18 protein-coding genes are annotated in these 21,187 nt (G+C 55.8%); 7 read left to right on the top strand and 11 right to left on the bottom strand.

What is annotated here, in order from left to right; genetic code table 11:
• Positions 1-207: 207 nt before the first annotated feature.
• From ACT3TY_RS11555 to ptsP, 3 genes are read right to left on the bottom strand one after another with little or no spacing between them, the layout of a single operon-like run.
• The gene (locus ACT3TY_RS11555; RefSeq protein ID WP_444628324.1) at positions 208-1,947 is read right to left on the bottom strand and encodes a PTS fructose-like transporter subunit IIB; all 1,740 of its coding nucleotides are present in this window, start codon (positions 1,945-1,947) and stop codon (positions 208-210) included.
• Entirely contained in the window at positions 1,944-2,912 is a 969-nt protein-coding gene (gene pfkB, locus ACT3TY_RS11550; RefSeq protein WP_444628323.1) for a 1-phosphofructokinase, read from the bottom strand. Before pfkB ends, ACT3TY_RS11555 begins: the two co-directional genes overlap by 4 nt.
• Positions 2,912-5,806, bottom strand: a complete 2,895-nt coding sequence (gene ptsP, locus ACT3TY_RS11545; RefSeq protein WP_444628322.1) for a phosphoenolpyruvate--protein phosphotransferase — start codon at positions 5,804-5,806, stop codon at positions 2,912-2,914. The genes pfkB and ptsP overlap by 1 nt, the downstream gene beginning before the upstream one ends.
• Before the next feature lie 208 nt (positions 5,807-6,014).
• Between ptsP and cra the strand changes: the two genes are divergently transcribed.
• On the top strand, positions 6,015-6,995 hold the full coding sequence (cra, locus tag ACT3TY_RS11540; protein ID WP_444628320.1) for a catabolite repressor/activator: 981 nt from the start codon (positions 6,015-6,017) through the stop codon (positions 6,993-6,995).
• Between the two features lie 18 nt (positions 6,996-7,013).
• Here cra and ACT3TY_RS11535 read toward each other — a convergent pair whose 3' ends face one another.
• Positions 7,014-7,487 (bottom strand): methylglyoxal synthase, encoded by a 474-nt coding sequence (locus ACT3TY_RS11535; protein ID WP_444628318.1) that lies wholly within the window; start codon positions 7,485-7,487, stop codon positions 7,014-7,016.
• 3 nt (positions 7,488-7,490) lie between these two features.
• Positions 7,491-8,969: a pyruvate kinase gene (gene pyk / locus ACT3TY_RS11530; protein WP_172118286.1), complete on the bottom strand. Its 1,479-nt coding sequence runs from the start codon at positions 8,967-8,969 to the stop codon at positions 7,491-7,493.
• Positions 8,970-9,223: 254 nt separating this feature from the next.
• On the opposite strand from pyk, the gene gap reads away from it, so the two are divergent.
• From gap to ACT3TY_RS11500, 6 genes are all read left to right on the top strand, one after another.
• A complete protein-coding gene (gene gap / locus ACT3TY_RS11525) occupies positions 9,224-10,228 on the top strand; it encodes a type I glyceraldehyde-3-phosphate dehydrogenase (protein WP_444628317.1) in 1,005 nt (334 codons plus the stop codon).
• A 178-nt stretch (positions 10,229-10,406) separates the two neighbouring features.
• A complete protein-coding gene (locus ACT3TY_RS11520; RefSeq protein WP_172118284.1) occupies positions 10,407-10,577 on the top strand; it encodes a hypothetical protein in 171 nt (56 codons plus the stop codon).
• A 179-nt stretch (positions 10,578-10,756) separates the two neighbouring features.
• Positions 10,757-12,262 carry a glucose-6-phosphate dehydrogenase gene (zwf, locus tag ACT3TY_RS11515; RefSeq protein ID WP_172118283.1) on the top strand — a complete coding sequence of 502 codons (1,506 nt, stop codon included), beginning with the start codon at positions 10,757-10,759 and terminating at the stop codon, positions 12,260-12,262.
• A 1-nt stretch (position 12,263) separates the two neighbouring features.
• Positions 12,264-12,929 carry a 6-phosphogluconolactonase gene (pgl, locus tag ACT3TY_RS11510; RefSeq protein WP_441679274.1) on the top strand — a complete coding sequence of 222 codons (666 nt, stop codon included), beginning with the start codon at positions 12,264-12,266 and terminating at the stop codon, positions 12,927-12,929.
• 34 nt (positions 12,930-12,963) lie between these two features.
• Positions 12,964-13,626 carry a bifunctional 4-hydroxy-2-oxoglutarate aldolase/2-dehydro-3-deoxy-phosphogluconate aldolase gene (locus ACT3TY_RS11505; protein ID WP_172118281.1) on the top strand — a complete coding sequence of 221 codons (663 nt, stop codon included), beginning with the start codon at positions 12,964-12,966 and terminating at the stop codon, positions 13,624-13,626.
• A gap of 257 nt (positions 13,627-13,883) precedes the next feature.
• Positions 13,884-15,479, top strand: a complete 1,596-nt coding sequence (locus ACT3TY_RS11500) for a solute:sodium symporter family transporter (RefSeq protein WP_172118280.1) — start codon at positions 13,884-13,886, stop codon at positions 15,477-15,479.
• A 124-nt stretch (positions 15,480-15,603) separates the two neighbouring features.
• On the opposite strand, the gene ACT3TY_RS11495 is transcribed toward ACT3TY_RS11500, so the two are convergent.
• The 6 genes from ACT3TY_RS11495 to ACT3TY_RS11470 all read right to left on the bottom strand — a co-directional run bounded on the left by ACT3TY_RS11495 (position 15,604) and on the right by ACT3TY_RS11470 (position 21,184).
• Positions 15,604-16,488: an SMP-30/gluconolactonase/LRE family protein gene (locus tag ACT3TY_RS11495; RefSeq protein ID WP_444628315.1), complete on the bottom strand. Its 885-nt coding sequence runs from the start codon at positions 16,486-16,488 to the stop codon at positions 15,604-15,606.
• Entirely contained in the window at positions 16,488-17,096 is a 609-nt protein-coding gene (locus ACT3TY_RS11490; RefSeq protein WP_444628313.1) for a 2-dehydro-3-deoxy-6-phosphogalactonate aldolase, read from the bottom strand. The genes ACT3TY_RS11495 and ACT3TY_RS11490 overlap by 1 nt, the downstream gene beginning before the upstream one ends.
• The gene (locus tag ACT3TY_RS11485) at positions 17,093-18,085 is read right to left on the bottom strand and encodes a 2-dehydro-3-deoxygalactonokinase (RefSeq protein ID WP_444628311.1); all 993 of its coding nucleotides are present in this window, start codon (positions 18,083-18,085) and stop codon (positions 17,093-17,095) included. The genes ACT3TY_RS11490 and ACT3TY_RS11485 overlap by 4 nt, the downstream gene beginning before the upstream one ends.
• A 51-nt stretch (positions 18,086-18,136) precedes the next feature.
• Complete coding sequence (gene dgoD / locus ACT3TY_RS11480) at positions 18,137-19,285, bottom strand: galactonate dehydratase (RefSeq protein WP_444628310.1); 1,149 nt, start codon at positions 19,283-19,285, stop codon at positions 18,137-18,139.
• A gap of 69 nt (positions 19,286-19,354) precedes the next feature.
• Positions 19,355-20,071 carry a FadR/GntR family transcriptional regulator gene (locus ACT3TY_RS11475; protein ID WP_444628308.1) on the bottom strand — a complete coding sequence of 239 codons (717 nt, stop codon included), beginning with the start codon at positions 20,069-20,071 and terminating at the stop codon, positions 19,355-19,357.
• 150 nt (positions 20,072-20,221) lie between these two features.
• Positions 20,222-21,184 carry a carbohydrate kinase family protein gene (locus tag ACT3TY_RS11470; RefSeq protein WP_444628307.1) on the bottom strand — a complete coding sequence of 321 codons (963 nt, stop codon included), beginning with the start codon at positions 21,182-21,184 and terminating at the stop codon, positions 20,222-20,224.
• Positions 21,185-21,187 lie beyond the last annotated feature (3 nt).

The following is a 21,187-nucleotide window of genomic DNA, read 5'->3' as shown; positions in this document are numbered from 1 at the left end:
CGTGTCCGTTGTTGTTGAGTGGCAAATGTTAACTGGGGTAAATGGCGGTGATATCGATTATGTAAAAATACTACATAAAAAAGTGATAAGGGCAACTATCGGTTGAGCGTGGCGATAAAACAGGTAATAAAACAGCAATGACGTCAGCAGCTTTTATACTGGGCTAACCACGAGCAGGCATTGCGCCTGCTCGTGTTGAGCTAACACTTAGCTGGCGACGGCCACTTGAGCGGCGCCGCGTTTAATAAAGGCGTAGCTCAGGCCAGTGATGAGTGAGCCTGCCACAATGGCGCCCAAGTAAAGCAGTGGCGGGGTGATTGCATTAGGAATCAGCAGGACAAAAATACCCCCGTGCGGGGCCATTAATTGGGCACCCACCAGCATCGAAAGTGCACCCGTAACGGCGCCCCCAGCGATACAAGCGGGAATAACGCGCAGCGGATCTTTGGCCGCGAACGGAATCGCGCCTTCACTAATAAAGCACAACCCCAGTACGAACGAAGCCTTGCCGGCTTCACGTTCCGGCTCGGAGAACTTATTGCGTGCCACGAAGCTTGCGATACCCATGCCAATGGCCGGTACCATGCCTGCCGCCATAATCGCGGCCATGGGGCCGTAGGTGCCTGAGGCCAAGAGGCCCACACCAAAGGTGTAGGCCGCCTTGTTAACCGGGCCGCCCAAGTCAAAGCACATCATGGTGCCCAGCAAAATACCCAGCAATACAGCATTGGTGGAGTCCATCGACGCGAGGAAGTTGGTTAACGCATTAAGCAGCGCAGCAACCGGTTCGCCCACGATGTAAATCATGACCAGGCCAGTCACAAGGCTCGCGATCAGCGGAATAATCAGGATGGGCTTAAGTGACTCGATGCTCGAAGGCAGCTTCACATGGCGAGTGACCGCAAGGGCTACGTAACCGGCTAGAAAGCCTGCCAGAATACCGCCAATAAACCCCGAGCCAATGTCCGCCGCCAGCATGCCGCCAATCATACCCGGCGCAATACCAGGGCGGTCGGCAATTGAGTAAGCGATATAGCCTGCTAATACCGGAATCATCAACGCGAAGGCAGTGCCGCCGCCAATCTGCATCAACGCAGCGGCCAGGGTGCCTTTCTGCTCGAACGCCTCGATGCCGAACATAAACGACAGGGCGATTAGTAGCCCGCCCGCCACCACCATGGGCAGCATAAACGACACGCCGGTGAGCAGGTGTTTATACACGCCTTTCTCTTTCAGGCTTTTGCTTTCATTTGAAGCCGTATTAGCCGTGCCTGCACTTTCCACACTGGCTTGGGCCAAGGCGTTTTCAATCGTTGCCTGAGATTTTTTAAGCGCCGTACCGGTCGAGGTGCGGTACACGCGTTTACCGGAAAAACGCGTTGGATCAACTTCAATATCGCAGGCCAGAATGACAACGTCGGCGGCGGCGATTTCGTCTTCCGTTAGCTTGTCCTGGGCGCCGACTGAGCCCTGGGTTTCCACACGTATTGAGTGGCCCATGGCGTTGCCCGCCTCAGCCAGCGCTTCTGCGGCCATAAAGGTATGAGCAACACCGGTGGGGCAGGCGGTGACGGCCACAATGGTTTGGCCGCCGGCAGCGGCTGGCGCTTTTGTTTGAGAGGTAGCCGCCGGGGCGCTATACAACGGTGCTTCGCGTTTAGCGGTGGTTAAAAACGCGTCCGGGTCAGGCAACGCTTGAGCAATCGGTGCCTGGTAAAGGCGTTTGCCTTCAAATCGCTCCGATGCGGGTACGTGCTCGGCGGCTACGACAATTAAATCGGCATGGGCAATTTGTTCGGCATTGGCGGCCTCGACCGGTGCTAGTTCTCCGTGCATTTCTACATGCACTTTCCAACCCAAGCGCTGAGCGGCTTGTTCAAGGCGACGGGCGGCCAAAAAAGTCGTTGCCATGCCGCTGGGGCAGGCTGTAATTAGAATAATATTCATTGTGACGTTCCCTCGGTGCGGCTGGCGTGCAGGCGCTGGACCTGAGTATGTTGTAGGAGTACGGCAAAGTCGTCCGCGTGGGCATTGCCCACGCCAACATGGCGAACAGATTCGGCGGAAAGCGCCGTGGCAAAACGCAGTGTTTCCTCGTCACTTTGCTGGCTGAGCAGGCCGTGGAGCATGCCAGCCACAAAGGTATCGCCCGCACCCACGGTATTGGCTGTCTGAACACGGGGCGGCGTTGACTGCCAGGTGCCCTTGGCGTTCACCCAAATAACGCCGTCGGCCCCGGCAGAAAGTAGCGCTTGGCCGATACCTGCCTGATAAAGGCGGCGGGTGGCGCTTACTCGCTTGGCGTGATTATCCAGTGCCTCACCGGCCCAGCTGGCAAGTTCCAATTCATTGGGTTTAACGGCTTCGGGGGCTGCTTCAATCGCGCACAGCAGGGCTTCGCCACTGGTATCCACCCATAACGGCACCCCGGTGGCTTTTAGTTCAGTCAGCAACGTGGCAAAGCTTGTCAGGCTTAAGCCAGGGGGTAGGCTACCTGCCACAAGAATGGCATCGGCCGGCTCGTTGTTTAGCTGCTGTTTAATGCTGTTCAGAAGCGCGGCGACTTGCGTGGCATCTACGCCGATACCGGGGCCGTTAATGTCGGTCACCCGGCCGCTTTTTTCCGCCAGCTTGGCATTAATACGGGTTTCCCCCGGCACGCGGACAAAGGCATCCGTAACGCCTAGCTGCGTAAACGCCCGTTGGAAGGGGCCATCGTTATCGCACCCGAGAAATCCGCTCACCACCACGTGATGGCCCAGCGAGGCCAGCACTCGTGCAACGTTAACGCCTTTGCCCGCGGCTTCCAGCTGCGCGTTCCTGGGGCGGTTAACCGTGCCCAGCGTTAACTCTTCAAGATCAAACGCTAAATCCAGCGCCGGGTTAAGCGTAACGGTAATAACCCGGGCCATTAGTGTGCCTCCAGCGCGTCGCGGACAGCGGCGCTGGTCGCCTGGCTTAGGGCCAGTTGCGCACTGGCCTGGGCATCGGCCAAATCGAACTCGCGCAGGCGAGCTTTCACCAACGGAATTTGCCGGGCGCTAACTGAAAGCTCATCAACGCCTAACCCAACCAATACGGGAATAGCCGCCGTATCCGAGGCTAGTTCACCGCAAACGCCGACCCATTTACCTTGGGCATGAGCGGCGTCAACGGTCATCTGGATCAAACGCAGAACCGCCGGGTGCAGGCCATCTGCCTGGGCAGAGAGCTCTGGATGACCGCGGTCAATCGCCAGCGTGTACTGGGTTAAATCGTTGGTGCCAACCGAGAAGAAGTCCACCTCGGCGGCAAGCGTTGGCGCCAGCAATGCGCTGGAGGGAATCTCAATCATCACGCCTAGCTGCACGTCGCTTGCGCGCTCATCCGCGGGAATTTCCGCAAGCAAACGGTCAAAAATGGCTTTGGCGGCGCGAAATTCAGCCACGTCCTTGACCATTGGCAGCATAATCCGCAGCGGCCTGGGCGTCTCTTCTGAACCCGCTACCGGGGCGGCTGCCATGAGTAGCGCGCGCAGTTGGGTTTCGAGTACGTCGGGCTCGGTTAACGCCAAGCGAATGCCACGCAGACCCAAAAACGGGTTGTCTTCCTGGGGGACTGGCCAGTAGGGCAGGGGCTTGTCGCCACCCACGTCTAGGGTCCGCGCCACTAACGGGCGGCCATTCAGGGCGTCGATGGCCTGCCGATACTCGGCGGTTTGCGTGGCAAGGTCGGGTGCGCTTGAGTGGGCCATAAACAGGAACTCAGTGCGCAGCAGGCCAACGCCCTCAGCGCCGCGCTCAACCGCATCTTCTGCATGGGCGGTGTTGCCCAGGTTAGCAGCCACCTCCACGTAGTGGCCGTCGCGGGTTTGGGCGCGTTCATAACGGCGTTCCCAGGCATCGGCTTCACGCGTCTGTAAATCAAGCAAGTGCTGCTCGGCGCGGCGTAAGCGCTGCTCAGAAGGCGAAGGAATGACGCGGCCTCGTTCACCGTCCAGAATCATCATGCTGGCATTGGCTAAGGCCATTACCGCTTTGCCCGCGCCCACCACCGCCGGTATACCCAGCGCACGGGCCAGAATAGCGCTGTGGGCAGTGGCGCCGCCACGTTCGGTCAAAAGTCCGCGCACGCGGGAGGTATCCAAGCGCGCTACGTCGGAAGGACCAATATCGTCCATCACCAGGATGTAGGGATGATTGGGTGGCTCGGGGAGTTGGGTGTCGCACAAAACACTCAGTACGCGGCGACCCACATCACGCAGGTCGGCGGCACGCTCGGCAAGCAGGCGGTCGGCAAGCATTTCCTGCGCGTGGGCGGCGGTTTCAATCGCTTCCCACCAGGCCGCCTCTGCTGAACGGCCTTCACGAATGGCATCTTCGGCGGCGCGGTGCAGCTCGGGGTCATCCAGCATCTCTTCATGCATGGAGAGGATATCGGCCACTTCGCCACCCGGCGCATTGCGCACCAGGGTTTCCAGCTGGGCAATGCCCTCCTGGATGGCATTGTGCAGCCGGGTCAGTTCACGGTCGGGATTATCAGCCTGTTCCGGGTAGTCAAAGTGCTGAGGGCGAATAACAAACACCGGCGCAATCGCAAGCCCAGGGGAGGCGGCAATCGCCGTATGCGGTGTATCGGCCGTCAAAGGTTTAACGGTTTCCTTATGAGCAGGGTGGGGCGCCAACTGCTCTCGGCCGCTGTCAAAAGGCGCTACCTTTTCACCCAAGCCGCCTTCAATCGCATCCGTGACGTTGGCCAGTGCCTGTGGCGCTTCACTGCCTTCGCCAGAAAGTACCAGCCACTGGCCACGGCGTGCGCCCAAGCCGATGACTTTGGTCAGACTCGCTGCGGAAACGCTGGCGGGGCTGCCTTCTTCCAGGCGAACGTTAATCGCAACGGCCTGTGCTCGAGCTACCTGTACCAACCGTTTAGCCGGACGGGCGTGCAGGCCGTGGGGGTTTAATACACGCACGCGCTGGGTATGCGTATTGGCCGTTTCACCTGCAAGCTGAGCCAGTACTTGGGCGGTATCTGCCTTTAGTAACGCGTGGCTTGGGGTGTTTTCGAGCACCTTCTGAAGTTGCTCCAACAGGGAGGTGTGCGCGCTTCCCTGTGCTGCCAGGCAAAACAGGCCGTGAACAGCATGGCCGTTCTCTTCCATGCGTGCTTCGACCGGTGTCGCCACGCTCAGGGCAGGCTGTTGGACGCCGCTGGCGCTGCTGGCAAGCCAAAAACCATCGCCCAGCCAAACCGGCGGTTTCGCCGCAATATCGGCAATAAAGTGGTTATCCACGCAGCCACTTTGGCGTAAGCGGGCGGCCGCTGCCAGGGCCAGTTCCTGAACACTCTGTGCGGGAAACTGTAGGCAAAGCGTGTCGCTATCCAGTTTGGACGTTGGGGCAGATTTAGACAGCAGGCGAGCGACGTCCTCGGTGGAGCGGGCTGCGGCAAGCGCTTCAGCAACGCCGTCACGGTCCAGTACGTGTGTTAGGGCGCGCAAAATATCCAAATGTTCATCATTTTGTGCGGCAATCGTCACCAGTACATAGACGCGGTTGCCATCGTGCCATTCGATGCCTTCTGGAAATTGCAGTACTCGAACGCCAGTCCGCTTAACATGCTGGCGGCTTTCGGGCGTGCCGTGGGGAATGGCGATAGCATTACCCAGATAGGTAGATGACTGCGCCTCACGGGCATGCAGGCCCTCGCGATAGGCAGGATCAACCAGCCCCGCGTCAGCCAGTACCCGGGCGGCCTCATCCAGCGCCGCTTGCCAATTGTTGGCGTGGCGGTCAAGCAAGATGTCATTAGGACCGAGTGTGAGCATGCAATTCTCCTGTAAGGACGAGTCCGGTAACGGCTCGACGGCGACGTAAAGGACACAAATGCCGAGTAACGGTATTGATCGATGCCTACCGTCTATGATGATAATGCTGAAACGATTCAGCTAAAGGCGCAAGGGGTGTGTTTTTAGACTTTGGTGGGGGTCTCGTCAAGGCGCTGTTACACTTTGCAGGCTTATAAGGAGAAAAAACATGACATTAGCCGATATTGCGCGGCTTGCAGGTGTTTCACGCACCACGGCCAGTTATGTCATTAATGGGCAGGCTGAACAGCGTCGTATCAGTGCCGCCACGATTGAAAAGGTCATGAGCGTTGTTCGTGAGCATCAATATCAGATTGATCCACAGGCGGCGGCGCTGCGCCGAGGTGCCAGTCGGCTGATTGGTTTAATCGTGCCTGACCTTGAAAACATCAGCTATGCACGCTTGGCGAAGCGCTTGGAGCGTGGTGCGCGCGAGCAAGGATATCGGCTGCTGATTGTAAGCTCGGATGACTGTGCCGAAAGTGAGCGCGCCCTGGCGCTTGCCCTGCGTGCTCAGCGCTGTGAAGTACTGATTACTGCCAGCTGCCTGGCCGACGTTGACCCATTTTATAGGGAATTGGTTAACGACGGCTGGGCCGTGGTGGGCATGGACCGAGGGCTGGATAGCCACTACTTTTCCAGTGTTGTTAGTGATGATCACGATGCCGCTGAGCGTTTAACGCTCTCGGTACTTAACCAGGATACGCGGCGAGTTGCCTGGCTTGATGCCATGCCTGAGTTGTCTATTAGTCGTGAGCGCCGGGCCGGTTTTGAGGCCGCGTTAAAAGATCGCGATATCGAGGAAGTGTATTTGAGCGCTGAGCGCTACGAGCGTAGTGAGGCGATGGAACTTGCCCAACAGCTGCTTAGCGAGCCCAAGGGGCTGGATGCACTGGTGACCGCATCGTATACCTTGATGGAGGGCGTTTTAGATGCGTTTTTAGAACGTGGAGGGCTTTCCAGGCATATCCGGCTTGCCACTTTTGGTGATCACCGCCTGCTGGATTTTTTGCCTCAGCCGATTAATTCGGTGCACCAGGATTATGATCGGATAGCAGAATTGACGCTTAACAGTGCGCTAAAAACTGCCCGAGGCCAGGGGGGCGTCGGGCAGCAGGTCGTTAAGCGGCATCTTTTTCAGCGTGGGTAAGGGCGCTAAATCCTTAAGTTAAACCCTGGCGCTGGCCCAGGCGTTAGCATCGGGTATCGACATATCGTAGCGCTCACTTAGATAGGGCGATGAGAGCAGGAAGTCCGCACTGGCTGCGTTGTTGGCGACAGGTACATTCCACAGCGTGGCAAGGCGTAGCAGCGCTTTAACATCGGGGTCGTGGGGCTGTGGAGCAAACGGGTCCCAGAAGAACACCAATATATCGAGCTTTTGCTCGGCGATGCGTGCGCCTATCTGCTGGTCGCCGCCTAGCGGCCCGCTCATTAACCCTTCAACGCTCAAGCCCAGTTGCTGAGTTAACCGGCCTGCGGTGGTGCCCGTACCCATTAAGTGATGCTGGCGCAGCGTCTCCTGCCAGCGTTCCGCCCACTCCAGTAGTTTACTCTTTTTGCCATCGTGGGCGATAAGTGCAATACGCTTTTGAGCGGGTAAGGTACGTAGCGCTTGGCGAGGCGGTCGGGCATCGTTCATTGTTTATTCTCCTGATGTTTCCTGCTCAATAGCGATAATCTTCATGGTGTTGGTGCCGCCATGAGCGTTCATATGATCGCCGCGAGTCAGAATGATATGCCCGCCTGGGCGTGCTAGGCCATAGGCTTTAAGCAATTTCAGGGCCTGCTGGTTTACTTCAGTGGGCTCCATTTCGGTGGTGTTGAAGGGGAGCGATACCACGCCACGGTAAAGTGCCATGCGGCGCTGGGCAACGGGACTATGCGCCAAGCCAACAATTGGCAGGCCAGAACGAATGCGCGAGGCAATCAGCGGTGTGTAACCGGTCGATGTCATGCAGGCAATCGCGCTAACGCCGGTTAAATGGTTCGCGGCGTACATGGCCGAAAGGGCGATGGTTTCATCCATGCGCTCAAAGCCTTCATGCATGCGGTGGCCAGACGACTGTGCCAGCCGCTCGCGCTCGGCGCCTAAGCAAACGCGGTCCATGGCTTCAACGGTTTCTACCGGAAATTCACCGGCTGCCGTTTCTGCTGAAAGCATAACGGCGTCGGTCGCATCCAGCACCGCATTGGCCACATCGAACACCTCAGCGCGTGTGGGCAGCGGGGATTCGATCATTGACTCCATCATTTGGGTGGCAGTAATCACGGCGCGGTTAAGTGAGCGGGCGTGTTTGATGATGCGCTTTTGGGTGCCAATGAGTGCTTCATCGCCAATTTCTACACCCAGGTCGCCACGCGCCACCATAACGGCCTCAGAGGCAATAATGATGCCGTCCAGCGTTTCATCATCTGCCACTGCCTCGGCACGCTCCAGCTTGGCGACCAGGCCAATCTCTTTGCCTTCTTCGCCCAGCAGTGCGCGTGCTTCCCGCATATCGTCTGCTGAACGCGGAAAGGAGACCGCCAGATAATCCACGCCGATTTCCACTGCCGTTTTTAAATCGGCCTTGTCTTTGTCGGTTAAGGCGGGAGCAGAAAGACCGCCGCCCTGTTTGTTGATGCCCTTGTTGTTGGAGAGCTTGCCACCCACATGAACACTCGTGTGTATTTCCTGGCCCGCAATGGAGGTCACATCCAGGACAACGCGGCCGTCATCCAGCAGCAGCCGGTCGCCGGGGGCTACATCATCAATAAGTGATGGGTAGTCACAACCAACGCGTTCACTGTTGCCCGCATTGGTATCCAGCGCCATGTCTAGAATAAACGCTTCGCCTACTGATAAATGAATAGGGCCTTCAGCAAAACGCGCGATGCGAATTTTAGGACCTTGTAAATCGCCTAGTGCAGCAACACATTTACCTAAGCGCTGGGCGATATCGCGAACATCCTGTAGGCGTCGGCGATGATCATCGGCAGAACCGTGGGAGAAGTTAAGTCGAACGACATCGACGCCTGCCGTGATCATCGCCTCAAGAATACCTGGCTGGTCGCTGGCAGGGCCTAGTGTGGCAACAATTTTGGTACGGCGAAGCGGCAAAGGTGAATTCGATAGGCTCATGAGCAGGCTCTCCTTAAATATTAAAAAAAAGCAAAAAACCAGTGTTGTCAGACTGCAAGGTGACTGCTTAATTGTCGGCGTGAAGTGTAGACGACCATAGTGATAATATAGTAATTTTACTACAAATAGGTTATTCGATAGCCAGCAAAGCAGCGTTGTAAGCGATTTTGTTCTTTTTAAAACGCTTTTACGTGTCTTTTTGGTAATTTTTTTACTTGAATGAAGCCATCCACCACCGAGCATGAGGTGTCAGCATGACGATCAGAGTTGCTATTAATGGGTTTGGACGGATCGGCCGTAACGTCTTACGCGCCCTGTATGAAAACGATTACCGTGACAAAATTCAGGTAGTGGCGATTAATGACCTTGGCGATCCTTCGCTAAATTCGCATTTACTACGCCACGATACGGTGCATGGGCATTTCCCCTTCACTGTAGAGCACGACGCAGAAAGTATCAGCGTTGACGGCGACCGGATTGCGATCTCTTCCGAGCGCGACCCTGCCAGCCTCCCCTGGGCATCCATGAATATCGATTTGGTCATGGAGTGCACGGGGCTATTTACCAAGCGAGAAGCCGCTGCCAAGCATTTGGAAGCGGGCGCTAAACGAGTACTGATTTCGGCACCCAGCCCGGATGCGGATGCAACGATTGTCTACGGTGTTAATGATGACGTGCTGACTGCTGAGCATAAGGTTGTCTCCAATGCCTCCTGCACGACTAATTGCCTGGCACCGGTCGCCAAAGCGCTGAACGACACTATAGGTATCGAAAACGGCCTGATGACGACCGTTCACGCTTATACCAATGACCAGAATCTTTCGGATGTTTATCATACCGACCCGTACCGCGCACGCAGCGCCACTCACTCCATGATCCCGACCAAAACCGGAGCCGCCGCTGCGGTGGGTTTGGTGCTGCCTGAGCTGGAAGGTAAGCTGGATGGGCTGGCCGTGCGCGTACCGGTGATTAACGTGTCGTTGGTGGATCTAACCTTTAACGCAGGGCGCGATACCAGCAAGGAAGAGATCAACCAGATCCTCGAAAAGGCCGCTGCCAATTCGAGCGTACTGGCTGTCAATGCTCAACCGCTGGTATCCATTGACTTTAACCATGACGCGCATTCATCAACGTTTGATGCCAATCACACTCGTGTGAATGGCCGTTTGGTGAAAGTAATGGCGTGGTACGACAACGAGTGGGGTTTCTCCAACCGTATGCTGGATACCGCCATTGCGATGCAGGCAACCGCAAAATAGTTATTTTTGAAGTGCGCTGTTAATGTTTGATTTAAAGGCCGAAAATTTATTTTCGGCCTTTATTTTTAATAAAAAGAATCTTTTTTTAACAGGACTGCATTCAAAACGTCTCCTCGCGTGTATCCCCTATACAGCCACTATTTACGGCGGTTGATAATAATCCTCAAGGAGACCGAAAATGACCACTCATCATTTCACGCGTACCGCACTAGGCGCAGCGCTGATTGCATCCTTCAGTCATGCCGCACTAAGAGGCCTATGGCTGGCAAGCGAGCCAGCGCATAAGTGCCCCAGCTATGGAGGTCATTCTTCCTATGGTGGCGGCATCAGTGGGGGTATCCAGTGGTAGCGGCAGGTGCTATCAAGCACGTAGAGTGTGTTTATAGCGAAATAAAAGCGCGTCGAATCGCTCCAAAAATATTTTATTGTAGTAAAATTACATTAAATATTGCGCATGATGCCTTTTTTTAGATAGATTTTAGGTAATCTAACCACGTAGATGGTCGTGGATAATAAATAGGAGCAGAGATGAGCCAGTCATATGCCTCCCCAGGCGCCCCATTAGGTGAACGTGACCATGCCATTGATCTAGCGCTTTTCGGGGCGTTGGGCGACCTCGCCATGCGCAAGCTGTTTCCTGCTTTATATCATCTTGACCGTGAAGGTCTGATGCCCGAAAGCACCCGCATTATGGGGCTGGCGCGTCAGGAGCATGATGTGGCGTCGTTCAGGCAACTGGTAGGCGGCGCATTGCGTAAACGGCTCAAAAGCAGCGAACTAGAGGACTCAAGCTTTGAGCGCTTTCTAAATCGTCTGGATTATCGTCAGCTCGACTTTTCAACAGCAGAGGGCTTTGAAGCCATTCGCGAATGGCGAGAAGGCTCAAAACAACCGATGGTGGTGTACCTTTCTGTTGCCGCTCGTATTTATGGCGATATTTGTCACCATCTTCAGGCCAGTGGAAGTCTGGACGAAGACTCCCGCGTCGTTGTTGAAAAACCGATTGGCTACGATCTGGCATCGTCTGAACAGATCAACAATGCCATTGGTGCTGTATTTCCTGAGTCACGGGTATACCGCATTGACCACTACTTGGGTAAAGAAACGGTTCAGAACCTGATTGCGCTGCGCTTTGCCAATCCGCTCTTCGGCACTCAGTGGAACCAGAATCATATTTCCCACGTTGAGATTACCGTGGCCGAAAAGGTCGGTATTGAGGGGCGTTGGGGCTATTTTGATGATGCCGGCCAGCTGCGTGACATGGTGCAGAACCACCTGCTGCAGCTGTTATGTCTGATCGCCATGGACCCGCCCTCTAACCTGGATGCGGATGCCATTCGTGATGAAAAGGTAAAAGTGTTGAAAGCGCTGAAACCTTTTACAGGGGAGGCGTTAGGGCGCGATGTGGTACGCGGGCAATATATTGCCGGCACCAGCGATGGCCAAGCGGTGCCTGGTTACCTGGAGGAAGAGGGCGCTAATACCCAGAGCCAGACGGAAACCTTTGTTGCGATGAAAACCGAGGTGTCTAACTGGCGTTGGGCGGGCGTGCCTTTTTATCTTCGCACCGGTAAGCGGATGCCCGAAAAGCTGTCGCAAATTGTGATCCATTTCCGCCAGCAGCCGCACTATATCTTTGATCCGGACCAGCGCGATATTGCTTCTAACAAGTTAATTATTCGCCTTCAGCCGGAAGAGGGAATTGCCCTACAAGTACTTACCAAAGACAGTGGCCTGGATAAAGGCATGCGTTTGCGCCCAGGGCCCTTACATCTTGATTTTAATAGTGCCTTCCCTAAATCACGTATTCCCGATGCTTATGAGCGCCTCTTGCTTGAAGTCATGAAGGGCCAGCAGTATCTGTTTGTACGCCGTGATGAGGTGGAACACGCTTGGCGCTGGTGCGACCAGTTAATTGCCGGTTGGCAGAGTCGTGAGACCCCACCGAGGCGCTATCCGGCGGGCTCCTGGGGGCCGGTTGCCTCCATTGCGATGATTACCCAGGATGGCCGCAGCTGGTACGAGGATTATTAACATGAGCCAACAACGTCAAAAGCTAGCGGAGCAGCTAGCCGAAGCGGTCGCGCAGGCCTTGAGTGAAGATCTAGACCGCCAGGAGCGCGTGCTTCTGGTCGTGTCCGGTGGCTCGACCCCGGTGCCTTTTTTTAAAGCCCTGGCTGCCAAGCCGCTAGCCTGGTCGCGTATCGATATCACGCTGGCAGATGAGCGCTGGGTGGATGAACAAAGCAGCGACAGCAACGCCAGGCTGGTGCGTGAAAACCTGCTGCAAGGCGCTGCCGCCGCGGCGCGTTTCGTGCCCCTAACCGCAGAAGCTTCAACGCCGGAAGAGGGCGTCGCGGCGGTAGCCGAACAGACCGCATCGCTTAGCTGGCCAGCCAGCGTGGTGATACTTGGTATGGGCGGGGATGGCCATACAGCCTCGCTGTTCCCGGATAGCCAGGAACTCGGGTTAGCGCTTTCTACGGATGAGCCGTTGGTGGCGGTGAGAACCCCTAGTCAACCACAGCCGCGGATTACCTTTTCAGCTTCCCGGCTACACCAGGCACATCGGCATATTTTACATATTACCGGTGACGATAAGCGTGCCGTACTGGCCAATGCCTTGAACGGCGATGATGTGCGGCAACTGCCAATACGTGCCTTTTTGTCATGCCCCTTGGCTATTTACTGGGCACCTTAACAATCAATTAATAATAGATTTCCGGAGACTTACGATGTCGATAGATAAACAGTTACCTTCAACGCGCACCGCTGAACTTGACAGCATTTGCCTTAAAGCGGAAGTGATTCCGGTGATCACCATTGATCGCCTTGAAGATGCCGTGCCGCTTGGAAAGGCCCTGGTAGAGGGTGGTTTAACAGTTCTCGAAGTCACCCTGCGTACCGACTGTGCGCTGGAAGCCATTAAGCGCATGCGTGAAGCGTTGCCCGGAGCAAGCATTGGTGTGGGTACCGTACTCACCCCTGCTCAATATCGCCAGGCCGAAGAAGTAGGCGCTGACTTTGTCGTAACGCCGGGCACGACCGAGGCACTTTATCGTTACGGTATCGAAAGCTCAGTACCCATGCTGCCGGGCGTTTCGACCATATCAGAGCTGATGACCGGCTGGCAGTTCGGTTATCGCCGCTTCAAGTTCTTCCCGGCGGAGTCCAGCGGTGGCGTTAAAGCACTCAAGGCCTTTGGTGCTCCGATCCCTGGCGCGAAATTCTGCCCCACGGGCGGCATCACGGTCGAGAATGCGGCATCCTACCTGTCACTGCCCAACGTCATGTGCGTAGGTGGCTCCTGGCTCACGCCCGCCAGGTTGGTTGAAGCCGAAGATTGGGAAGGCATTCGCAAATTGGCTCAGGAAGCCGCCGAACGTTTTCATCATTAATGGAGCGCCTGGGTTTGTACGCCCAAGGCTATTTCAAGGGCTATCCACAGGTCTAGGCGATTTCTAAAGGTCTTCCTGTCCAATCACCGGGCAACGTCATGTTGCCCGGTTTTTTTATGTAAAATAACACGTTAGGTAAGACCAAAGGGGGATAAACGTTAATCCACCGCTCCGTTAGAATCTCTGCGGAGATATGTCAGACATTTATTCGCACTGCGCATGTACAACACGATGACTAAATAATGGAGCAAGCCAACATGCATATGCTGACCCTGGCGTCTTTCCTGTTTTTTACAGGGCTGGTCGCTTTTATTACGTGGCGTATCACACGCCGGGATGATCACTCCAGTACCACTGGTTATTTCCTGGCAGGGCGCTCGCTGACCTTCCCGCTGATTGCGGGTTCGTTGCTAATGACCAACCTCTCCACTGAGCAGATGGTAGGCCTAAACGGGGCTGCGTTTGCCGATGGGCTAAGCGTTATGGCATGGGAAGTCGTTGCAGTTATCGCGTTGGTCGCGCTGGCGCTGTTTTTCCTGCCGCGCTTTTTAAAAAGCGGTATTACTACACTGCCGCAATTGCTGGAAATCCGCTTTGATAAAGGCACCCAGCTGATCACCAACGTCATTTTCCTTATTGCCTATGCCGTTATTTTGCTGCCGATCATTCTCTATTCTGGTGCGATTGGCTTGCAGGGGATGCTGGATCTGCAAGGGCTAACCGGTATTCAGTCATCAAGCACACTGCTTTGGCTAACCGTATGGATCGTGGGCATTATCGGTGCGATCTATGCCCTATTTGGCGGGCTACGTACGGTTGCCGTTTCCGACACGCTGAACGGTATTGGGCTGTTAGTGGGCGGTTTTGTGGTCGTCTATTTTGGCCTTCAAGCGGTGAGTGGCGGTACGGGCATCATGGAAGGCTGGAGCATTCTTAAGCAGAGCGACCCGGATAAGCTCAACTCGATTGGTGGCTCAGAGCAGCAGGTGCCGTTCTTCACGCTGTTTACTGGGGTCTTTCTGATTAACTTGTTTTATTGGAGCACGAATCAGCAGATTATCCAGCGAACGCTTGCCGCCAAAAACCTGGCCGAAGGCCAAAAGGGTGTGCTGCTGACAGGGCTTTTTAAACTGCTTGGCCCGCTGTATCTCGTGCTACCAGGTATTATTGCCTATAACCTCTATGCTGATCAGGGTGTGCAGGCTGATGAAGCCTATGGGCACTTGGTGTTTAACGTTCTACCGCCTTATTTAACGGGTTTCTTTGCGGCGGTTATGGTCGGGGCGATTCTGTCCTCGTTTAACTCCGCGCTTAACAGTACCACCACCATTTTCAGCCTGGGTATTTATAAAGGCGTGCTGAATAAAGACGCTACTGAGCAGGAGGTTGTTAAATCGGGCAAGATCTTTGGCTGGATCATGGCGATTATTACCATGATTATCGCGCCACTGCTGGCCGGGCAGGATAGTCTATTCGGCTACCTGCAGAAGATGAACGCCATTTACTTTATTCCTATTCTGGCTGTTGTGCTGGTGGGGCTACTGACCAAACGGGTACCTCCCATGGCCGCCAAAATAGCGCTGGTGGGCGGCTGTTTATTGATCGCGGCTGGTTACTTTGTGCCGCCATTTAATCTCTTGCCTGAGATTATGAATGAGTTCCACTTCGTCGCATTGGTGTTTGCCTTGTTAGTGGTGATGATGCTGATTGTTGGTAAGCTACGTCCGCGCGAAACGGACTGGGTGCAGGAGCATGTCGGTGGTGTTGATCTAACGCCCTGGAAAGGTGCACTACCCTCAGGTGTCGCGCTGATCATTTTAGTGATCATTATTTATATAAGCTTTGCTGGATAATTGTCGATTAGGCGCTGAAAGCTAGCCCTGTTAGCAATAGCGCTGTCATCAATAGCCCAGTAACAGAAAGGCCCCGTTAGTATCAACTAGCGGGGCCTTATCGTTTTAGCGGCTGTTGTTGAATTTATGCAAGCCGTAGCGGCGGTTCGGCGAGCCCGGCTATGTCGATTTGCACGGAAAATAGCGCGCCAGCGTTCGGCTCTTTAGCAAGCTGGTCCGGGGTAAATCCCTCTTGAGCCGTCGTGATATACAGCGTTTTAAGCTCTGGGCCTGCAAACACCGGGCAAGAGGGTTGGCTGGCTGATAGATGCACTCGGCCAATGATCTCACCGTCAGCGTTTAAGCGCACAACCTCGCCAGCACCCCAAAGCGCTAGCCATAGGCAGCCCTGGTTATCCATCACGGCGCCGTCGGGGCTGCCAATATGACCGGAAAAATCCGCAAAAGGCTCGGGTTCTCCGAGCGGCCAGCCTTGGTCATCCAGCGCCCAGCGCATCACTACGCCGGTTGGTGTATCCGTAAAGTAAGCGGTGGTGCCATCGGGTGAAAAGCACAACGCATTAGGAATGCTAAGCCCAGTACGCAGTTGGCTAAGCGTGCCGCGATGCAGTCGGTAGAGGCTGCCCGCCTGGTGCTCAGCCTGTTTTCCCATGCTTGAAAACCACAGGCTGCCATGCCTGTCCACACGTGCGTCATTACTGCGCGTAACAGGGTTGTCGGCTTCAGCGTCGGCAAAATGAGTGATGCTGCCACTTTCAGGATCGAAGTGGCTCAATGAGCGCTCACCCACTAGTAACAGGCGGCCATCTTCAAGTGGCGCGGCCAAGGAAACCATATCGTCTAGCGCTATTTGGTCATGCCGCTGGCTGGCGTGAGAGAACCAGTGCAAGCGCTTGCCAATAATATCGCACCAGTAAAGCCGTCCGCTACTGGCTTGCCACTGCGGGCCTTCTCCAAGCAGGCAGCCGCTATCTACTGCGACAGTTGCCTGCCATGTGGGTAATGACATTATTCTTCTCCGGCTTTTTTCCAGGCGTTAACTAACGCAATCGCCTGTTGGGCAACCGCCTTGGCGCTTTGCCCGGGTTTATAAAGTGCGCTGCCCAGGCCAGCACCATCTACACCGGCTGCCCGCCAAGTGGCGAAGTTATCGATTCCAACACCGCCTACGGCGTACAAACGAGTGCCTTCAGGCAGTACGGCGCGTACGGCTTTCATACCTTCCAGCCCGACTTGGACGGCAGGAAAAAGCTTAAGCCCTGTCGCGCCAGCGTCAAGTGCATCGAATGCTTCGGAAGGGGTAACAATGCCAGGCCAGCTCGCCATCTCAAGACGATGCGTTTCTTCAATCACGCTGGGGCGACAATTAGGCGAGACAATTAAACGCCCACCAGCGGCATGAACGCCTCGCACTTGTGCGGGGGTAAGCACGGTGCCCGCGCCAATGACCGCCTGCTCGCCAAAGGCGTTAACTAAGCGGCGAATGCTCTCTAGTGGCTCCGGCGAGTTCAGCGGCACTTCAATCTGGGTGATGCCTGCGTTAAGCACCGCATCAGCAACGTCGATAACGTCATCGGGCGTTACGCCTCGCAAAATTCCGATCAGGGGTAACGTCATAGAGCTCTCTCTGCATTATTTGTTAGCGCCTGGTGGGCGAGTCGAAGACCTGCCAGTACGGCGGTGTCGCCCTCAACGTGATGGGTCTGAAAGTCGAGCGCGTTAAGGGCCAAATGGTAACGATGACAAAGCGCTGGATTACCAATCAAGGTAACCGTTTCATCGGTAGATAATGATTGGCAGGCGCCCGCTAGCTCAAGGCCAATCGCAAGGCCAGAAAGCCGTGCCGAGAGCACGCTTGCCCGGGTGTTACCCATGGGCAGGCGGCTATCCAGTAAATCCTGCGCCCGCAGGCCGAACAGGCGGCTGCTAAACGTCTCTGGGGCTGCTCTTATCTCGCTGACGGCGGCGATGAACGCATCGCGGCAGGCGGGCTCGTTTAGCGCATCGCTGCCAATGGAGTGCTTTAGGACCGACTGATTGGCCAGCAGCTGATAAAGCTCGCCTGTTAGATAGGTGGTGAACTGTGTTACCGCGCCTGACTCAATGCTCGCCCATTTGGAATGGGTGCCCGGCAGGCAGACCCGGCCTGAAAAATCGGGCGCTTCGGCCGCCAGGCCAGCAAGCTGGGTCTCTTCTCCGCGCATGACATCAAAATGCTGAGCCGCGCTGTGGGTTTGGCTCAGACCGGGCAGCAGATGCACACGCAGCTGGCCACCTACCAGCCGAGGCATCACCGCGCCATGGCTAAGCTGGTCAAGCGAGATAGGCACCGGCAGGTAAGCGGCTTCCAGCCAGCCTTGTCGAGCGCCTGCCATGCCGCACACCATTACCGCTATGTGGCCGTTGGCAGGTAGCCAATCGCCCACCAGGCGCAACAGTTCAGCCTCGTATTCATCCGGCGTGAGCGAAAGCATGCCCTTATCGCTGCTGGCGTTGGCGATCACCTGGTGTTGCTTATCGAGCCCCCAAGCACGCAGGTTGCTGGAGCCCCAGTCCACCGCGATCCAGGCGAGCGTTTGCGGTAACGCATCAGAATCGGTACGCATGTGACGATATCTCCCCACGAATAAGGTTCTCCACGATTAAGAAAGCAGGGCTTACCACTCAGCGATAGAACCGTCGTCGTGCGTCCATACCGGGTTGCGCCAGCGGTGGCCTGTTTTTGCGCGCTCTTCAACATAGGCTTCATCAATTTCTACACCCAGACCGGGGCCTTGGGGGATAGCGCAAAAACCGTCGGTGATACTTAGGGCTGTTTTGTCTACCAGGTAGTCCAGCACGTCATTGCCCTGGTTGTAGTGAATCCCCATGCTTTGTTCTTGAATGAAGGCGTTATGGCAGACAGCATCCAGTTGAAGTGAAGCGGCCAGGGTTAACGGCCCAAGCGGGCAGTGGGGCGCCAGCGCCACATCGTAGGCAGAGGCGAGGGTGGCGATTTTCAGCCCTTCGCTAATGCCGCCACAGTGGGAAATATCCGGCTGGATAATGTCGATCATGCCATCGGCCAGCAGATCGCGGAACTGAAAGCGGGTATGTAAGCGTTCGCCGGTCGCCAAGGGGTAGCTCAACCCGCCCGCAATATCTTTCAAGCAAGGCAAGTGTTCCGGTGCAACGGGCTCTTCAACAAACATGGGATGGTAAGGCTCAAGCTCACGCAGTAATGCTTTGGCCATGGGGCGATGGACGCGGCCATGAAAGTCGATACCGATACCCACATCCGGCCCAACGGCCTCGCGCGCCTCACGCACTCGGGCCACGGCTTCATCGACCTTGCGATGAGAGTCGACGATTTGTATTTCGGGCGTGCCATTCATCTTGAACGCGGTAAAGCCTTTTTCGACCAGCGCCTTGGCACCGGCGCCCACATCGCTTGGGCGGTCGCCCCCGGTCCAGGCATACATGCGCATTTTATCGCGCACTGCTCCCCCCAAGAGTTGGTGAACGGGAACACCCAAATCACGCCCTTTAAGGTCCCACAGTGCCTGGTCAATACCCGCAATAGCGCTCATCAAAATGGGGCCGCCGCGATAGAACCCAGCACGATAGAGCGTGTTCCAAAGGTGTTCGATCCGATGAGGGTCTTGGCCAATCAGGTAGTCGGAAAGTTCATGAACGGCCGCTTCTACCGTTGCGGCACGGCCTTCGATGACCGGCTCGCCCCAGCCATAACAGCCTTCATCGGTTTCGATTTTAAGAAACAGCCAGCGGGGAGGGACTTGCCATGTTTTAAGACGCGTAATTTTCATACGATATAATCCTCACGGTTAGCCGAGTGGGTACGGCAAGCGTTACTGCAGAAGTTTGTTTTAGCCCAGCTAGACGATGCCCAGATCGATAGCGGTGCGCCGCAATACCTCGCGCGCAGCGGTGTCAGCCGCGTTAATGTCGCCGGCTTTAATCGCATCCAGTACGTGGCGGTGCCGGGTCAAACTGTCATCGAGTGTTTTAATATCGTGTTGCGAGCGATATACCAGCGCCATGATTGAAGGGCGTAATAAATGGCCCATTTGCCGCCACACCAGGTTATGCGTCGCTTGGTAGATCACATCGTGAAAGGCAACATCGAACTCAATGTGCTGGGCGCGCGCGTCAGGGGTGCCTGCCGAACAGCGCATGCCTTCAAATGCCGCTTCCAGACGTGTAATGTCATCACCGGTGGCCGCTTGGGCCGCTAATCTCGCAACCGTGGGCTCTGCTGAGAATCGAAAAGCGTAAATTGCGCGCACGAGCTGAGGGTCCAGGTTGACGAGCCCTGTCATCCATTCGCTCATCAATGGGTCAAGCAGGTGCCATTCACTCATTTCACGAACCAGCGTGCCTCGGCCCGCCGTGCGCTCTATAAGCCCGGCGGCCGTTAGGCTTGCTAACGCGTTGCGTACCTGATTGCGGCTGACGGCAAAGTGCTTGCCGATATCCAGCTCCTTGGGAAAGACGTCACCGGGCTGCCAGTGGCCGGTTAATAGTGCCCTGGCCAGTAAGCGTGCCAAGTGTTCAGCGCCACCGTGGTGGGCGGGCAGGGTATCCAGCGTCATGGGATGTCTCTATGAATGACGGTAATAGCGTGAGCTTATTAAATGTCAGACATTTTAACAACCAGACGAAAGTTGGTTTTAGGTGGGTCTTTTTTAAAAGGACTGTTTGTAAAGTACCGTTTTTAAAAGGACGAGTCTTGGAAACTGCTTTTAACGCGCCCGAAGTGCGGCAATATCATCCTGAGTGGGTAGCGCGGCGTACGCGCCAGGCCGAGTAACGGCATGAGCCCCGCAGCGGCAGGCAGTCTCCACGGCAGCGCTTAAGAAGGCGTTATCCTCGTTCCAACCTGGGGCAATGCCGTGGCGAGAAAGCTCTGCCAGCAGGCCACCAATAAACGCATCGCCACCCGCTGTCGTGTCCACCGCTTGTACACTGGGCGGCGCAATGTGCTGTGCCATGGCAGCACTTTTAAGCACCACATCGTTAGGGCCGTCAGTAATCAAAATGACGTTGACGCCTGCGGCCAAACGCTGGTTAAGCCAGGTGTCCTGGGACTGCTCGCCGCGCAGGTAATCCAGCTCCTCAAGCGATATCTTGAGCAGCTCGGCAGTGTCTAAAAGCTGCATCACCAGGCCAATGTCGGCGGCGGCATCTGCCCACAAATTATGTCGCAGATTGGCGTCAACGCTCACCAGACAGCCAGACTGCTTGGCCATGTTTGCCAAGGCGAGGGTGGTTTCGGCAATGTCAGGGTCGGTTAGGCTATTGCTGCACAGATGCACGATGGCTGGCGTTTCAAATACTCCTTGGGGCAAATGATGAATGCGATAGAGCAGGTCAGCGGCCGGTGGGCGGTAGAAGTCAAAGGTGCGTTCGCCGAGGGCATCTCGGGAGACAAACGCGAGTGCCGTACGGGCCATCTTAGTCCGCATAACGCCATCGGTATTAACACCGTGGCTATTCAGTTCCCGAATCAAAAAATGGCCAAATGTGTCATCGCCGACCATACCTAAAAAGTGGCTAGGCACCCCAAGTCGAGCACAAGCGACGGCAACATTAGCGGGCGCACCGCCAGCGTAAGGAGTAAAGGTTTCCTGACGGTCGTTAGCATCGCCTAAGCGGCTTGAAAGCATATCCACCAGCGCTTCGCCAAACGCAATAACAGAAATCATGGG

It is taken from the genome of Halomonas sp. AOP22-C1-8, assembly GCF_052378905.1.
Classification (GTDB): domain Bacteria; phylum Pseudomonadota; class Gammaproteobacteria; order Pseudomonadales; family Halomonadaceae; genus Vreelandella; species Vreelandella citrativorans.
Note: the sequence above shows the minus strand (reverse complement) of the source record. Positions and strands in the feature narration are given on the sequence as shown.

Excerpts from the sequence above, each read along its gene's own strand:
- pfkB (WP_444628323.1), bottom strand. The coding sequence starts at position 2,912 with ATGGCCCGGGTTATTACCGTTACGCTTAACCCGGCGCTGGATTTAGCG.
- ACT3TY_RS11505 (WP_172118281.1), top strand. The coding sequence starts at position 12,964 with ATGTCGATAGATAAACAGTTACCTTCAACGCGCACCGCTGAACTTGAC.
- ACT3TY_RS11485 (WP_444628311.1), bottom strand. The coding sequence starts at position 18,085 with ATGCGTACCGATTCTGATGCGTTACCGCAAACGCTCGCCTGGATCGCG.
- cra (WP_444628320.1), top strand. The coding sequence starts at position 6,015 with ATGACATTAGCCGATATTGCGCGGCTTGCAGGTGTTTCACGCACCACG.
- gap (WP_444628317.1), top strand. The coding sequence starts at position 9,224 with ATGACGATCAGAGTTGCTATTAATGGGTTTGGACGGATCGGCCGTAAC.
- ACT3TY_RS11470 (WP_444628307.1), bottom strand. The coding sequence starts at position 21,184 with ATGATTTCTGTTATTGCGTTTGGCGAAGCGCTGGTGGATATGCTTTCA.
- pgl (WP_441679274.1), top strand. The coding sequence starts at position 12,264 with ATGAGCCAACAACGTCAAAAGCTAGCGGAGCAGCTAGCCGAAGCGGTC.
- ACT3TY_RS11520 (WP_172118284.1), top strand. The coding sequence starts at position 10,407 with ATGACCACTCATCATTTCACGCGTACCGCACTAGGCGCAGCGCTGATT.
- ACT3TY_RS11475 (WP_444628308.1), bottom strand. The coding sequence starts at position 20,071 with ATGACGCTGGATACCCTGCCCGCCCACCACGGTGGCGCTGAACACTTG.
- ACT3TY_RS11500 (WP_172118280.1), top strand. The coding sequence starts at position 13,884 with ATGCATATGCTGACCCTGGCGTCTTTCCTGTTTTTTACAGGGCTGGTC.
- zwf (WP_172118283.1), top strand. The coding sequence starts at position 10,757 with ATGAGCCAGTCATATGCCTCCCCAGGCGCCCCATTAGGTGAACGTGAC.
- ACT3TY_RS11490 (WP_444628313.1), bottom strand. The coding sequence starts at position 17,096 with ATGACGTTACCCCTGATCGGAATTTTGCGAGGCGTAACGCCCGATGAC.
- ACT3TY_RS11535 (WP_444628318.1), bottom strand. The coding sequence starts at position 7,487 with ATGAACGATGCCCGACCGCCTCGCCAAGCGCTACGTACCTTACCCGCT.
- ACT3TY_RS11555 (WP_444628324.1), bottom strand. The coding sequence starts at position 1,947 with ATGAATATTATTCTAATTACAGCCTGCCCCAGCGGCATGGCAACGACT.
- pyk (WP_172118286.1), bottom strand. The coding sequence starts at position 8,969 with ATGAGCCTATCGAATTCACCTTTGCCGCTTCGCCGTACCAAAATTGTT.
- ACT3TY_RS11495 (WP_444628315.1), bottom strand. The coding sequence starts at position 16,488 with ATGTCATTACCCACATGGCAGGCAACTGTCGCAGTAGATAGCGGCTGC.
- dgoD (WP_444628310.1), bottom strand. The coding sequence starts at position 19,285 with ATGAAAATTACGCGTCTTAAAACATGGCAAGTCCCTCCCCGCTGGCTG.
- ptsP (WP_444628322.1), bottom strand. The coding sequence starts at position 5,806 with ATGCTCACACTCGGTCCTAATGACATCTTGCTTGACCGCCACGCCAAC.